The 14,744-nt window shown below is 51.0% G+C and carries 12 protein-coding genes and 1 riboswitch; all 12 genes read left to right on the top strand.

Features of this window, described 5'->3' with window-relative positions:
- The first annotated feature begins 6 nt into the window (after nt 1-6).
- The 12 genes from surE (at nt 7) to HGBM_RS11225 (ending at nt 14,683) form a co-directional block, all read left to right on the top strand.
- A complete protein-coding gene (surE, locus tag HGBM_RS11165; RefSeq protein WP_019121189.1) occupies nt 7-777 on the top strand; it encodes a 5'/3'-nucleotidase SurE in 771 nt (256 codons plus the stop codon).
- Nucleotides 778-817: 40 nt separating this feature from the next.
- Nucleotides 818-1,897, top strand: a complete 1,080-nt coding sequence (locus HGBM_RS11170; protein WP_019121190.1) for an ABC transporter substrate-binding protein — start codon at nt 818-820, stop codon at nt 1,895-1,897.
- Complete coding sequence (locus HGBM_RS11175) at nt 1,887-3,605, top strand: ABC transporter permease (RefSeq protein WP_019121191.1); 1,719 nt, start codon at nt 1,887-1,889, stop codon at nt 3,603-3,605. The genes HGBM_RS11170 and HGBM_RS11175 overlap by 11 nt, the downstream gene beginning before the upstream one ends.
- The gene (locus HGBM_RS11180) at nt 3,602-4,654 is read left to right on the top strand and encodes an ABC transporter ATP-binding protein (protein ID WP_019121192.1); all 1,053 of its coding nucleotides are present in this window, start codon (nt 3,602-3,604) and stop codon (nt 4,652-4,654) included. The genes HGBM_RS11175 and HGBM_RS11180 overlap by 4 nt, the downstream gene beginning before the upstream one ends.
- 271 nt (nt 4,655-4,925) lie before the next feature.
- Nucleotides 4,926-5,228, top strand: coding sequence for an ArsR/SmtB family transcription factor (locus HGBM_RS11185; RefSeq protein ID WP_026074333.1), 303 nt, complete (start codon nt 4,926-4,928; stop codon nt 5,226-5,228).
- A gap of 183 nt (nt 5,229-5,411) precedes the next feature.
- Nucleotides 5,412-6,575 carry an MFS transporter gene (locus tag HGBM_RS11190; RefSeq protein WP_019121194.1) on the top strand — a complete coding sequence of 388 codons (1,164 nt, stop codon included), beginning with the start codon at nt 5,412-5,414 and terminating at the stop codon, nt 6,573-6,575.
- Nucleotides 6,576-6,720: 145 nt separating this feature from the next.
- Nucleotides 6,721-6,845, top strand: a riboswitch (SAM riboswitch).
- 100 nt (nt 6,846-6,945) lie between these two features.
- Entirely contained in the window at nt 6,946-7,965 is a 1,020-nt protein-coding gene (locus tag HGBM_RS11195; protein WP_026074334.1) for a sugar ABC transporter substrate-binding protein, read from the top strand.
- A 70-nt stretch (nt 7,966-8,035) separates the two neighbouring features.
- Nucleotides 8,036-9,526 carry a sugar ABC transporter ATP-binding protein gene (locus HGBM_RS11200; RefSeq protein WP_019121196.1) on the top strand — a complete coding sequence of 497 codons (1,491 nt, stop codon included), beginning with the start codon at nt 8,036-8,038 and terminating at the stop codon, nt 9,524-9,526.
- A gap of 1 nt (nt 9,527) precedes the next feature.
- Nucleotides 9,528-10,526, top strand: a complete 999-nt coding sequence (locus HGBM_RS11205; RefSeq protein WP_019121197.1) for an ABC transporter permease — start codon at nt 9,528-9,530, stop codon at nt 10,524-10,526.
- A 207-nt stretch (nt 10,527-10,733) separates the two neighbouring features.
- Entirely contained in the window at nt 10,734-11,474 is a 741-nt protein-coding gene (locus HGBM_RS11210; RefSeq protein WP_019121198.1) for a GNAT family N-acetyltransferase, read from the top strand.
- Between the two features lie 715 nt (nt 11,475-12,189).
- Nucleotides 12,190-13,731, top strand: coding sequence for a sugar ABC transporter ATP-binding protein (locus tag HGBM_RS11220; protein WP_019121200.1), 1,542 nt, complete (start codon nt 12,190-12,192; stop codon nt 13,729-13,731).
- Nucleotides 13,715-14,683 carry an ABC transporter permease gene (locus tag HGBM_RS11225; protein WP_019121201.1) on the top strand — a complete coding sequence of 323 codons (969 nt, stop codon included), beginning with the start codon at nt 13,715-13,717 and terminating at the stop codon, nt 14,681-14,683. Before HGBM_RS11220 ends, HGBM_RS11225 begins: the two co-directional genes overlap by 17 nt.
- The last annotated feature ends 61 nt before the right edge of the window (nt 14,684-14,744 follow it).

Raw genomic sequence — 14,744 nt, forward strand, 5'->3', positions numbered from 1 at the left:
GTGAACATGTCCTATAAAATACTAGTTACCAATGATGACGGCATTTTTTCGAATGGTGTGTATCACCTTGCGCGAGCGTTGCAGCCGTTTGGCGAGGTCTTTGTTGTTTGTCCGGATCAGGAAAGAAGCGCGATCAGCCATGCCATTACACTCAAGTCTCCCTTGAAAGCAAACAAGGTAAATTTTTTTCAAATGCCCTGCGAGGCGTGGGCTGTCAACGGAACGCCGGCAGACTGTGTCAAAATGGCGGTCGAGGTCATTTTGAAAGAAAAGCCCGATTTTGTCATTTCGGGAATCAATCTCGGTCCGAACCTCGGACGGGATGTATTTTACTCGGGGACCATCTCGGCAGCGGTCGAGGGCGTGATGTACCAAATCCCTTCTATTGCCGTATCGCTGGCCACCTTTAAGAAAGACGCGGATTTTTCCATTGTCGAACCATTGGCTTACAGGGTGTTTGAAACCCTTTTTCAACACAAGCACAGCGCTGAACACGTGTTGAACATTAACCTTCCGTACTTGTCAAAAGAAATGGTGAGCGGGGTGGCAGTGACCCAACTCGGGATGGATGTGCTGCGCTATCAGTACGTTGGCTTGAATGATCCGCACGGCTATTTATGCTATTGGCTGAAAGACAACCTGGCCGAACTGAGCTTGAACGACGAGGAGAACGATTTCCAACAGCTTTGCAACGGCTATATTACCGTGACCCCGCTGCAGTTAAACATGACGAATACCGCATTGAAAACCAAAATGATGAAGTGGTTTCAAGACTGACAGTGAGCCCAATCGCTGATCCATTTAGGGGGAGTCTATTATGTTGAGTGCTGTTACGAAGAAAATCGCTTTGCCCATTCTTACTGTCCTGACTGCTGCCAGCCTGGGTGCTTGTGGCGCCACACCCGCAGGGCAGCAGTCAAGCGAGGCCGCCCCAAAGCCAACGGCTAATGCTGCCGTAACCGTGGAGGCGCCGAAAGTCGAAGGAACACTCCACTTCTACACGTCGCAACCGGACAAGGATGCGGCGGCGCTGATTGACGCCTTCACCAAGAAGTATCCGGATGTGAAAGTGGAGCTGTTCCGCTCCGGCACCGAAGAGGTGATCAGCCGTTTGCTGGCAGAGGCGGAAACCAACAATGTGAAAGCGGATGTCCTGCTGGTTGCCGACGCTCCCACCTTTATCAGTTTAAAGAAGCGGGACTTGCTGCTGCCCTATCAGTCAAAAGAGGCTGACGAAATCCCCGACGAGTTGAAAGATGCCGATGGGACCTACTACGGAACAAAAATCATGTCTACCGTATTGGCTGTAAATACAAAGAACGTCACGGAGCTGCCAGATAGCTGGAAGGTGTTGACCTCTCCGGCTGCGGCTGAAAAGGGCATTATGCCAAGTCCGCTGTATTCGGGGGCGGCCGCCTATAACCTGGGCGTTCTGATCAGGCAGGAAGGATTTGGGTGGGATTATTTTCAGGCGCTTGCGGCGAACAAGGTGACAGTCGTAAAAGGGAATGGCGCTGTGTTGAAAAGCCTGGCAAGCGGCGAAAAGGATTACGGAATGATTGTGGATTACATGGTGGCCCAAGCGAAAAAGGAAGGTTCTCCGGTTGAGCTTGTGTATCCGAAAGAGGGAGTCCCGGTCATTACCGAGCCGATTGGGATTTTAAAAGCGACGCAAAATGCGGAAGCGGCGAAGGCGTTTGTCGATTTCGTGCTCTCGGAAGAAGGGCAAAACGTGGCTTCAAGTCTGGGCTATACGCCGATACGAAAAGGCGTGAAAGCGCCGGAAGGACTAAAATCGATCGATCAACTGAACGTTTTGTCGGCCAATCCGCAAGAGTTGGAAGAGACGCGCGAGGAAGACAAAAAGAAATTTGGAGAGATGATCGGTGGAAAGTAAGCTCCAGGCGGCTTGGAAAGAAAACCGGCTAAAGAACCCGCTTCCTCCATTGCGGCGCTTCCATCTGGGCGAAATCGGCAAGTGGACGACCTTGGCGCTGGTTGCCTGCTTCTTCCTCTTTCCGCTGCTCAAGCTGACGTTTCTCAGCGTGAAGACAGATACAGGGATCGGCCTTACCCATTTTACGGAAATCCTGGCCGACCCGCGGACCTGGCTGGCTGTTGAAAACACCTGCTGGGTCGCGGGCGGATCTACCGCGATCGCCGTTGTGATCGGAGTCGGATTAGCCTGGATTTGCGCTTATACGGATATCCGGAGAAAGGGCTGGATTCACCTTCTGGCCCTGATGCCGTTACTTATTCCCTCCTATGTGACTTCACTGGCGTGGACGCAATTGGCTGGCCCGACAGGATTTCTGAATAAATGGGCTTCCTTATGGAATGTCTACGGATTGGACGGGATTATCGTCGTGATGGGACTGACGCATTATCCCCTGGTCTATCTGCTGACGCTGTCCGTCTTGTACCGCATCCCCAAAGAATTGGAATGGGCGGCGCGGGCATCGGGTGCCGAGGGGATGAAGGTATTTCGCCAGGTGACGCTGCCGCTCGCTTTGCCCGGGATAGCCGGGGGCGGATTGCTGGCTTTTATCGCCAGCCTCGATAACTTTGGCATCCCTGCATTTCTCGGCATCCCGGAAGGAGTCACAGTGCTGAGCACCCTGATTTATGAACAAGTGATCGGGTTTGGCCCCAGCGCTTTTGCCCGAACAGCGGCTCTATCGATCATTTTAGGTGTGATTGCCCTCCTTGGAACCGGCGCCCAGTGGATGCTGGTGCGAAATAACCGTTTGGACCAGACGGACGCCGAAGACCGCTCGATTCGCTATCCGCTCGGCAAGAAGCGTTTTCTGCTGGAAGGGCTGGTGTGGATCTTTCTGCTTGGAACAAGCGTCGTTCCCCTGCTGGCAATGGCAGCCACTTCTTTTCTCAAGGCATATGGGCTTGCTTTTACGCTGGAAAACCTGACCTGGGACAACTTTCGGTTTGTCCTGGCAGGCAATGCGGCTTCCCAAGGCGCGATCAGGAACAGTCTGGCTCTCGCCTCGATGACGACAGTCATCTGCATGGTGGCGGGAACGCTGTTGGCCTACTGGCGAGTAAAGCAGCCGACGATTTTGCTCAAGGCCATAGAGGGCGCAGTATCGCTCCCTTATGCGCTGCCTGGAATCGTGCTGGCTCTGGCCATGATCCTGACCTGGATCGAGCCGTTCCCCGGATGGCAGCCCGGTATTTACGGCACAATCTGGATGATTCTGGTTGCCTATCTGACGAGATTCCTGATCTTGCAGGTGAGGAGCAGTTCGAGCGCCATGCTGCAGATCGGCAATGAAGTGGAGGAAGCGGCCAGGATAAACGGAGCGGGCTTGCTGGCTCGCTGGCAAAAGGTGCTCATCCCGCTGTACCTGCCTGGCATCCTGACGGGAGCCTTTCTCGTTTTTTTAACATCTGTTACGGAATTGACGATCTCTTCTTTGCTCTGGTCATCTGGAACGGCAACAATCGGCGTCGTCATTTTCAATTTGGAACAGGCTGGACAGACTGCGAACAGCACGGCCTTTTCCACGGTAATCGTGGCTGCCATCGGACTGGCCATCTCACTCGGGGGATTGATGAAACAATGGTGGCGAAGGAGGGAAGCAAGATGAATGGGACGATCATCCGGGGAGTCAACAAGAAATTCGGGCAGGTAACGGCTCTGCACCATGTTGACCTCTCCATCAAACGCGGGGAATTTATCGCCCTGCTTGGGCCAAGCGGCTGCGGGAAAACGACCTTGCTGCGGCTGATCGCGGGATTTGAATCGCCGTCGGCTGGCGAAATCTGGCTCAATGATGAATTGGTGGCCAGTGCCGAATTCAGGAAACCTCCGGAAGAGAGACGGATTGGAATGGTGTTTCAATCGTTTGCCCTCTGGCCGCATATGACCGTCTATGAAAATGTGGCGTTTCCGCTAAAACATCAGTCCGACATCTCGCCAGCGTATAAACAGAATCCGCAAAAACGGGTAAAAGAGGTTTTGGAAATGGTCGGGCTGGGCGGGTTTGAACGGCGTTACCCCAATCAACTGTCCGGCGGGCAGCGCCAGCGGGTTTCGCTGGCGCGGGCGGTTGTCTTTAACCCTTCCGTGCTGCTGATGGATGAGCCGTTGAGCAGTTTGGACGCGGAATTGCGCATTCAGATGAGAAAGGAGATTCAGGAGATTCACCGGGAGTTGGGTACATCTATCGTTTACGTCACCCACGATCAGTCGGAAGCTCTGGCGATGGCAGACCGCATCGTCGTGATGAAGGAAGGCAGAATCGAGCAAGTGGGGACGCCGCAAGACATCTATTTTACGCCGCAAACGCCATTTGTCGCCAAGTTTGTAGGGAGAGCCAACTTTTTATCAGGTACGTGGCTAAATCCCAGCACGTTTGTACCCGCCAACGCTCGGGAACCGGTCACGATTCAATCCCCCCACTTTTTTTCGTTTTTTCACAAACACAATCTCCTGCCTGTCAGACCCGATCAAATCAGCTTGAAGAAGTGGAATGAGCCGGCAACGGGACTGACTGGAACGATTACGCATATCCAATTTCAAGGGAAAGAGCTGATCTACTCGGTTCAGACCCCGGAGAGCCAGGTGGAAGTGATCACCGATATCCATACCAGGTTTGCCTATCAGGAAAAGGTGAGATTGGAGCTGCAAGTGTAGCGGTGCGTGGGACAGATCCCCCGTTCTACTAAAGAGGGCGACGCCAAGACACTTTTTGGAATGATAACCCTTGTCATCTTCACACGTCAGTGATTTGGACAGCGAGTCTTTCGCAGGCTGCCGGTTGCCAATTGGGTCAACTTGGCAGCCTGCTTGGCGCTGTCAACCGGACGCTGCGTTTGTCGGCTTGTTGTTGACAAGATTACCGACGTATAACAAGGCCGAAGGCAAAAAAATTGACACATCGAGAATTCTCGATATAATGATGTGTATGAAACCAATCGAAATTTTCAAGGCCCTGTCCAATGAATCGAGGCTGCAAATATTACAATGGCTGAAAGAACCGGAACATCACTTTACTCCCCACGAAGGGGTTGATCTAAGGGAAACTGGGGTATGTGTAGGTCAAATTACCAAAAAGTTGAATATGACGCAGTCAACGGCTTCACAGTATCTTTCCATTCTGCAGCGGGCTGGGCTGATAAAGACCACCCGAATTGGGAAGTTTACTTACTTTAAAAGGGATGAGCAGGCCATTCAGGAAATCGCTGAATTCATGAAGCGGGATTTATAGACGAACTGAATTTCTCTCAGGAGATATTCAGTTTCATTTCAGCTCAACATATTGACATATCGGGATATATCGAATTGAGTTCTTTTTTGCTTAAACATATATCTATATTTCCTAATATGTCGAAACAATCGTCTTAACAGACAAAAAAATCATCAGATCCAAACAAACAGGAGTGGAGAGAGCTTGTCGAACACATGGAAAATTTACGCATTGGCAATCGTCAGCTTTTTAGTGGGAACGTCTCAGTATATCATATCTGGCATTCTGGATAAAATTGCGGATACGATGGGGATTACCCTGATGGCTGCGGGTCAGCTTATTACCGTTTACTCACTTGCTTACGCGATCGGCACCCCCGTTCTGATGGCGGTCACGGCAAGCGTCGACAGACGCAGATTGCTCGCTTCTGCGTTCGGTATATTTGTCATAGGAAATATCCTCTCGTTTGCCCTGCAGGGATTTGAGGCATTTATGGCCGCGCGCGTTGTCATGGCGCTTGGAGCGGGGATGGTTGTCGTTACGGCACTGAGCATTGCGGCTAAAATAGCCCCGCCAGGCAAGCAGGCCAGTTCCATCGCGACAGTCGTGATGGGATTTACAGCCTCTTTAATTATTGGTGTGCCGCTTGGAAGAATTGTCGCTTTCACCTATGGCTGGCAGTCAGTTTTTGCTGGAATCGCCCTTTTAGGACTAATGGGAATGGTTGTTATTTTCTTTGCCATTCCGCGCATGAAAGGGGATCAACCCGTACCTCTGCGCAAACAGATTTCCTTTTTAAGAAATCCGAAAGTCGCTTTGGGCTTATCCATCACCTTCTTCTGGCTGGGAGGGTATTCGATCGCTTATACGTATATATCGCCTTACCTTTTGACCGTTGCCGGAATGAGCGAAAAAATGTTAAACGGGGCATTGCTCGCTTTCGGTATCGCCAGCCTCGTCGGATCTAAATTTGGAGGCTACAGTACGGACAAGTGGGGGCCGTCCTTTACGCTGATGGGCGGGATGACCCTGCATATCATATCCCTTGTCGTTCTGGCCCTCATACCGCACTCCTACATTGCGGTATTCCCCTTGCTTTTAATCTGGTCCTTTGCGGCCTGGTCATCGGGCCCGACACAACAATACAATTTGGTCACACTTGCGCCTGAATCTTCGGGTGTGATGCTCGGTCTCAATCAGTCGATGATGCAATTGGCCATGGCTGCCGGAGCAGGGATTGGCGGTGTGGTCGTGGGTCAAGTTTCGTTGGCGTCGATCACCTGGATCGGAGCGTTGGGGGTTGCTGTTGCGATTGTTGCGACTTTCGGGCTGGCTCGTTTGCGGTCCTTCAGGGAAGCGGCAGAATAAGCCTGCACGGGGTCGGGCCCAAATGGCGGACTCGCATGGCTGGAAGCATTCAATCAACAATCCCGTTAAAAACCAAGTTGACAAATCGGTAATGCATATTATATTCTGTATTCACAATACGAAATACAGTTGCGAATCATCATTACTCTTATCCAGAGAAGGCTGAGGGACAGGCCCTATGACGCCCGGCAACCTAGCAAAGAGAGAGCTGCGCTCCCCCGCGCCAAGGTGCTAACTCCTACAGGTATGAAAATACCTGACAGATGAGAGGCCGGAATCGTTGATGGAAGCCTCTTTCTGTACGAAAGAGGCTTTTTTGGTGCGCATCTGCGGCTGCTTCTTTGGGCAACAAAAAAAAGGGGGAAACACAGTGAAAAAGAGGTTTGGTATTGCTTTAGCGATCACGTTGGCATTGTCTGTTGTCCTGACGGGATGCGGAGCGGGAGGCAGCAGCAGCGGTACGGGCGGCAATCAAGCTTCAGGCGAAAAAGCGAAGCGGATTGCGCTCGTGATGCGTCAAAACGTGGGCACTTTCTCAGCCCAGTACATCAATGGCGTCAAAAAGGAAGTAGAGAAAAATGGCGGCGAGCTGACCGTCTTTAATGCCGATGGCGATCTGGCAAAAATGGCTTCCAACCTGGATGCCGCGGTCAACCAGCATTTCGACGGCATTTTGATCGACCATGGTACCGCAGAGGCGCTGCAGCAGGGGGCCGAAAAAGCCGTAAGCAGAAACATTCCGGTTGTCTTGTTTGACACCGATATCAAGCTTCCAGGCGTGCCGGTGGTAGAGCAGGATGACAACAAGCTGGCAGAACTGAGCCTGGAGAAGCTGGCTGCCGATACAGGCGGTAAAGGCGGTATCGTCAAAATCTGGGTGGCCGGTTTTGCCCCGATGGAGAAGCGTCAAGTAACGTATGAAGCCTTTTTGAAGAAGTACCCGGATATAAAAGAGATTGCCGCGTTTGGGACGGCTTCCAACAACACCGCTTTGGATACGCAGACACAGATGGAAGCCATTTTGAAAAAGTACCCGAATAAAGGCGACATCACAGCCGTGTGGGCCTCCTGGGATGAATTTGCCAAAGGAGCGACACGCGCGATTCAACAGGCCGGACGGACAGAGATTAAAGTGTACTCGATTGATTTAAGCGATGAGGATCTGCAAATGGTTCAGGAGGAAAATTCCCCCTGGGTGGCAACGGCCGCGGTCGATCCGGCCAATATCGGCTTGATTCAGGCACAAACGGTCTTTAAGAAGATCAACGGGGAGGAAGTCCCGGACAGCGTGAAGCTAAATCCCGTGCTTGTCGACTTTGCGGATTTGCCGAAAGACAAAAAGGTGACGATGGAGGATCTGCCTGAGTACATCAAAGATTGGGGCAAGTAAGGCAGGTGATCTGTTTGGTTAGTCCCGTTGATCGATCAACGGGTCTTCCTATGAAAAGGGGGGATACATGATGACTCATTTGCAGATGAACGGGATCATCAAGCATTTTTCAGGTGTCCCGGCCCTTCGCTCGGTCGATTTCGAGGTGAAGGGGGGCGAGGTGCACGCTCTGCTCGGCGCCAATGGGGCGGGAAAAAGCACCCTGATGAAAATTCTGACGGGGGCTTACCAGGCGGACGCAGGGACGATTTCGCTGGATGGCAGTGAGGCAGCCATCCACTCTCCGCAGGATGCCAAGGCCCTCGGGATTCAATGTGTCTACCAGGAAGTGGATACGGCGCTGATCCCGTATTTGAGCGTGGCGGAAAATATCCTGTTGGACCAACTGGTGCAGACGAAAGCAAAGGGACTGATCAACTGGCAGCGCCTCTATTCTCAAGCGGAAGAAATCCTGCAAAGCCTGGGCTTTTCGATTCCCGTGAAAAAGCATGTGGAAGCGTGTACCCTGTCAGAAAAGCAGCTGATCTTGATTGCCCGGGCCACTGTGCAGAAAGCAAAACTGGTGATCTTTGACGAACCGACCGCCCCGCTGAGCAGCAAGGAGAGCGAGCGGCTGTTTCAGATCATTGCCCGCCTGAAACAGAACGGAGTCGGAATTATCTACATCTCTCACCGGCTGCCGGAGATTTTCCAGATTTGCGACCGCATTACGATCATGCGGGATGGCAGAAATGTGACCACCAAGAAGACCAGCGAGACCAATCTTGACGAAGTCATCACCCATATGTTGGGGAAGTCCTTTGCCGAGGAGTTCCCCAAAGTGCAGGTGCCGATCGGAGAGCCGCTGCTGGAGGTAACGGGAGCCGCCGGCGGCAAAGTGAGCGGCGCCGATCTGACAGTGCGGGAGGGAGAGATCGTCGGGGTCGTCGGTCTGGTCGGCGCCGGGAAAACCGAGCTGGCCCGGCTGCTGTTTGGCGCGGACGGGATGGAAGGGGGCAAGGTCACCCTCAAAGGGAGGCAGGTGCATTTTCGCAGTCCAAAAGACGCTGTCGAGGCGGGGATCGTGCTCGTACCGGAAGAGCGGCGCAAGGAAGGCATTTTTGTCGAGGAATCGGTCAAAAACAACCTGTCCGTGACGACGCTGGCAAAGTGGTCGCCGCTGGGATTTATCCGCCGGGGGATGGAGTCCGGCCATGCCAGGGAGCTGGTGAACAAACTGGACGTGAAGACTGCGGATATCAGCCAACTGGTCGGGTTTCTCAGCGGGGGCAATCAGCAAAAAGTGGCGATCGGCAAGTGGCTTGGCACGGAATGCGACGTCTTTATGTTTGACGAACCGACCAAAGGAGTCGATATCGGGGCAAAGAGCGACATCTATCGGCTGATCGGCAATCTCGTGGAACAAAAAAAGGGAGTCCTCTATTTTTCCTGCGAATTTCAGGAAGTGATCGGGATCGCAGACCGGATTCTGGTGATGTTCGAAGGGAAGATCGTCAAAGAACTGAGCCGCGAGCAGGCTACGCAAGAATTGATCATGTACTACGCAAGCGGAGGTGAATAAGGTGGAGGCAAAGAAAATCAGTTTGTTTGATCTTGTCTATAAATACGGAACAGTCGCCGTGATCGTGATCGTCATGCTGGTATTTAGTCTGACAAATCCCTATTTCTTTACCTATGACAATATTGCAGATATCTTGCGCTCCATCTCGATTGTCACGTTCGTTGCGATCGGAGTTACCTTTTCGTTGATCGTCGGAGGTTTTGACCTGTCAGTCGGATCGACGGTCTCCCTGACCACCGTTGTCACTGCCTCGATGATGGTCTGGTATGAGCAGGGGGCGGTTGTCACATTGGTGGTGCCGATTGTAGTCAGTCTGCTGGTAGGTCTTATCAATGCACTGCTCGTGGTGAAAATCCGGATTCCCGACTTGTTGGCCACCTTGGCCATGCTGTACATTGTCAATGGCATTCATATGACGTATTCCAAAGGCTACTCCATCTATGCCAATATGCCGATGAGCGATGGGACAACCGCGCCGGGAAAATTTCAGCAGTGGTATCTCTGGCTGGGACAGGGAGAAATCCTCTCGATTCCGGTGCCGGTGATTTTAACCTTTTTGCTCGTCGTGATCACGCATATCTATTTGACCTACACCAGACAGGGACGGATGCTGTACATGACGGGCGGCAATCTGGAGGCGGCCCGCTTATCCGGCATTCCGGTGGATCGGTACCGCACGCTTGCTTATGTCCTCTCCGGCCTTTTTGCCGGACTTGGCGGCATGCTTCTGGCAGCCCGCATCGGGACGGGGCAGGTGAGCAGCGGCGGATCCATGTTGATGGATGCGGTTGCTGCCGCTTTCGTCGGCTTTTCCGTATTTGGCGCAGGAAAGCCAAACGTATTCGGCACCTTCGTCGGAGCCATCCTGATCGGGGTACTGCTGAACGGGATGACCATGCTCAACCTTCCCTACTACGCCTACGATATTATCAAAGGGGTCGTATTGGCGCTGGCTTTGGCCGTTACCTACTACCAGCTGCGCCGGAAGAGAAGGGCGTAGAGTATCTTATTATCGCACCGCGTGAGCGCGGTGCTTTTTTCGTTTTGTATAGAAGTGGAAAATTTGATAAAATTGAATAAGTAGGAAACAAATGGGGGAGCTTCGGCGTTCCCTTTTGAAGGATGTGATCCAATCGTGATTCTTTTCATTGCTGTAGCCCCAAAGTATTCGAAGTAAAACAAGCAATACTTTGGGGAGGATACTCTTATGAAATACGCAATTTTCACGTTAACCGAGCGGCCGGAATTAGCCGACCAGATAGACGAGTTGTTTGCGGCAAGCTGGCCGGAATTTATGCGGCACGATCAAGTGGCCGATGAATATTTTCCGTATTTGGAGCAGTTGTTTCCGCAGTTTCAGTTTTTTCTGCTTGAAGAAGGCGGGAAAGTCATCGCTGCGGGGAACGTAATTCCATTTTACTGGGATGGCACACCTGAAGGACTGCCGGCTGGATGGGATGATGTGCTGATCCGCGGGGTGGAGGAACACCGCAGCGGCCGGAAGCCAAACGCCGCATCCGCCCTTTCCATCGCTGTTGATCCCGCCTTCCGCGGACAGGGAATCAGCCAGCGAATGGTTGCGGCCATGAAAGCATTGGTAAAGGGACAGCAGCTAGGGCAAATGGTTGCGCCTGTGCGCCCTTCTCTGAAACACAAGTATCCGCTTACTCCAATAAACCGCTATGCTGATTGGAAGACTCCGGATGGAGCCCCGTTTGATCCATGGGTACGGACTCATTGGAAGACGGGTGCTGAAATCATCAAAATGGCATCAGAATCCATGATCATACGAGGGACAGTTGAAGAGTGGGAAAGCTGGACAGGCATGAGATTTCCCGCGTCAGGCACGTATGTCGTTCCCGACGCGCTGGTTCCCGTTGCGATTGATGTGGAGACGAATAGCGGTTGTTATGTCGAGCCGAATATCTGGATGAGGCACATGCTTTGAGCGGCGAAGCGTAAAGTCGGCAAACCCCCGGGTTTTCTTCGCTTTGCGCAGGACATCCACATCCATCGAAACACCTCGGAAACTCCTTCTGCCGACTGCGGCAATGAGGGAGTTTCTCTGTAATCGAATGCTGCCCATAGGCGGCTTTTTTGCTTGTTGGCTGTCCGCCGCGGCGGCAGACGGTTGCCTCCCGACAGCGAAGTGAGTTCGAAATGCTTCCTTTCATCCCATGCGATGCTTTGCAGAACACAAGCAAACATAGGCCGACCAGGGCTTACGATAAGGAGCAAGCGAGAGAGTCGTGCATGCAGCACCTGCTCGCCCGGCTTGAGAGCAAGTCGCCCCGGCTCGTCTTTTGTTTGGGAAATGCAGCGGTACAAACCTTGCCGTATTTTTTGGAGGACTGGGAGTTTCTTGTGTCGGAATGTTGACTGTTAGGGTTTATCGAATTTCTTTTGAAAATCGATAAACCTTTTTTATTTGCAATCGAAATGAACAATTTCCATAGAATAAACACGACAAATCTGGAAGAAATACAAGAATAAAGTCACAAGATAAATTGACAAAAGAAAATCTCGAATATATAATATCACTTAAAAACAATGAAAAAAGATAATAATCAAAAGAATATTTATGTGTTAAATGAAAACAAATGAAGTTTTTTGTTGAATAATGAAAACGGTACCTTAAACAAGCCGTGCAACGAGGTGGGGAAATGAGTGATCAGACCGTCTATTCACTTGAAATGAGAAATATCTCAAAAACTTACCCGGGTGTCCAAGTATTACATAATGTCTCTTTGAAATTGCGACCGGGAACCGTTCACGTGCTGATGGGGGAAAACGGTGCGGGCAAGTCGACATTGATGAAGATCATAGCTGGTATCGTACAACCGACATCGGGAGACATCGTGCTCTTCGGAAAAAAAGTGAAATTCAACAGTCCCCGAGACGGATTAAGACACGGTATTTCCATGATTCATCAAGAGTTAAGCCCCATTCCGGACATGACTATTGCAGAAAATTTGTTTTTAGGTCGTGAGCATCAGTACAAGGGAACATTCGTCATTCATTACAAAAAAATGAACGAAGAGGCGGCAAAACTGCTTTCCGGCATTGGCTTGAAGATCGATCCTGGGACGAAAATGCGCGATTTGACCGTAGCGGAGACACAGATGGTGGAAATAGCCAAAGCGATTTCCTACAACTCTGACATCATCATCATGGATGAGCCAACATCGGCTATTACCGATCGGGAAGTTGAAACCCTTTTCAGTTTGATCAATCAGCTCAAAAGCCAAAATAAGTCAATTATTTATATCTCGCATAAAATGGACGAGATTTACCGGATTGCCGACGAGATATCGGTCCTCCGTGACGGCCACTATATCGGGACATATGCTGCGTCCCAGATCACTCCCGATCAATTGATCAACAAGATGGTTGATCGGGAATTAAAAGAGGTTTTTCCGGAAAAGAAGGCAAAGGTGTCCCAAGAAGTCGTACTAAAAGTAAAGAATTTAAGCCACTCCAAAAAATTTCGTGATATCAGCTTTGAGGTGCGGGCAGGTGAAATCGTCGGGATAGCAGGGCTGATGGGCTCGGGGAGAACGGAAGTGGTAGAGAGCATTTTCGGTATCAGGCCGTTGGACAGCGGAGAGATCTACATTCGTGGAACAAAGGTGAAAATCAGGAATGCCAAAGAAGCTATTCGACATCGAATCGCCCTGATTACGGAAGACAGGAAGCAGCAAGGACTGATTTTGCCGTTGAGTGTCAAGGATAACATGACTTTGCTTTCGCTGAAAGATTTTCAGAGGGGCAAAATCATCATTGACCGCAAAAAAGAACAGTCGAAAGCGAAAGAGTACGTTTCATCGTTAAAGATAAAAACTGCCGGCTTGCAGCAGAGCGTCGGATCACTAAGCGGCGGAAATCAGCAAAAGGTTGTGTTGGCCAAGTGGCTGATGAAAGCGCCGGAAATTCTGATATTTGACGAGCCAACCAGGGGTGTTGATATCGGTGCAAAAGCGGAAATTTACAAATTGATTGCTGATTTGGCGGAACAGGGTGTGGCGATCATCCTCATTTCCTCGGAACTGCCCGAAGTACTGGGCATGAGCGATAGAATTATTGTTTTTCACGAAGGGAAAATCTCCGGGGAACTGCAAAAACAGGAGGCCACCCAAGAGAAAATCATGAAGTTGGCGACAGGAACTAATAACAGGGAGGTAACCAGCGTTGGAGTTAACGAATAATCCGGCTATAACGGAAAAAAAGACATTTCAGCCTAAACATCTGCTCTCTTCCTACGGAATTGTAATCGCGCTTATCTTGCTGTGCATAATCCTTTCCTTTACGGCAGACAACTTTCTCCGCTCGGAAAACCTGATCAACGTCCTGAGACAAGTGTCGATTAACGGAATTCTTGCGATCGGCATGACTTTTGTCATTATTACTGCGGGAATTGACTTGTCTGTGGGATCGATCGTGGCCTTGACGGGAGTGTTGGCGGCAAGTTTTGCCAAGGACGAAACGACACTGTGGCTGGCGGTTCTGATCGGATTGATGTCAGGTCTGATTTTAGGATTTTTAAACGGGTTGGTCGTCGCCAGATGGGGAGTCGCCTCATTTATCGTAACGCTGGCGATGATGACCGTAGCCAGGGGGTTAACATTTGTCTATTCCGATGGAAAACCGATATCAGGCTTATCGAATGCGTATTTAACCATCGGGAAAGCAGATTTTCTCGGTATTCCGATCCCTGTCTGGATATTTTTGGTGACGTTTGCCCTGTGCCACTTTATCTTGTATCACACAAAGTTTGGCCGATATGTGTACGCCGTTGGCGGTAACGAGAATGCGGCGTCAGTCTCTGGAATCAACGTCTCGCTTATTAAGGTCCTGGTATTTTCCATCAGCGGCCTGCTGGCAGGACTAGCCGGTATCGTCTTGTCATCACGCGTGTCGGCAGGACTGCCGCAAGCTGGGACAAGTTACGAACTTGATGCGATTGCCGCAGTGGTAATCGGCGGGACAAGCTTGTCCGGCGGGCGCGGGAGACTTTGGGGAACATTGGTCGGAGTACTCATCATTGGTGTGGTAAATAACGGACTCGATCTGTTGAATGTCTCATCGTACTACCAGCAGATAGTAAAAGGATGCATCATTGTCGCTGCTGTTTTGCTGGATTCGAAAAAGTCAAAATAGGGTGAAATCACGATTGGATGCATGAGCAATCGTGAAAGGTGGTGATTGCGGGCGAGGCAGA

It is taken from the genome of Brevibacillus massiliensis (genome assembly GCF_000311785.1).
GTDB classification, from domain to species: Bacteria; Bacillota; Bacilli; order Brevibacillales; family Brevibacillaceae; genus Brevibacillus_C; species Brevibacillus_C massiliensis.

Coding starts and splice junctions, on each gene's coding strand:
- surE (WP_019121189.1), top strand. CDS start 7: ATGTCCTATAAAATACTAGTTACCAATGATGACGGCATTTTTTCGAAT.
- HGBM_RS11170 (WP_019121190.1), top strand. CDS start 818: ATGTTGAGTGCTGTTACGAAGAAAATCGCTTTGCCCATTCTTACTGTC.
- HGBM_RS11180 (WP_019121192.1), top strand. CDS start 3,602: ATGAATGGGACGATCATCCGGGGAGTCAACAAGAAATTCGGGCAGGTA.
- HGBM_RS11185 (WP_026074333.1), top strand. CDS start 4,926: ATGAAACCAATCGAAATTTTCAAGGCCCTGTCCAATGAATCGAGGCTG.
- HGBM_RS11200 (WP_019121196.1), top strand. CDS start 8,036: ATGACTCATTTGCAGATGAACGGGATCATCAAGCATTTTTCAGGTGTC.
- HGBM_RS11210 (WP_019121198.1), top strand. CDS start 10,734: ATGAAATACGCAATTTTCACGTTAACCGAGCGGCCGGAATTAGCCGAC.
- HGBM_RS11220 (WP_019121200.1), top strand. CDS start 12,190: ATGAGTGATCAGACCGTCTATTCACTTGAAATGAGAAATATCTCAAAA.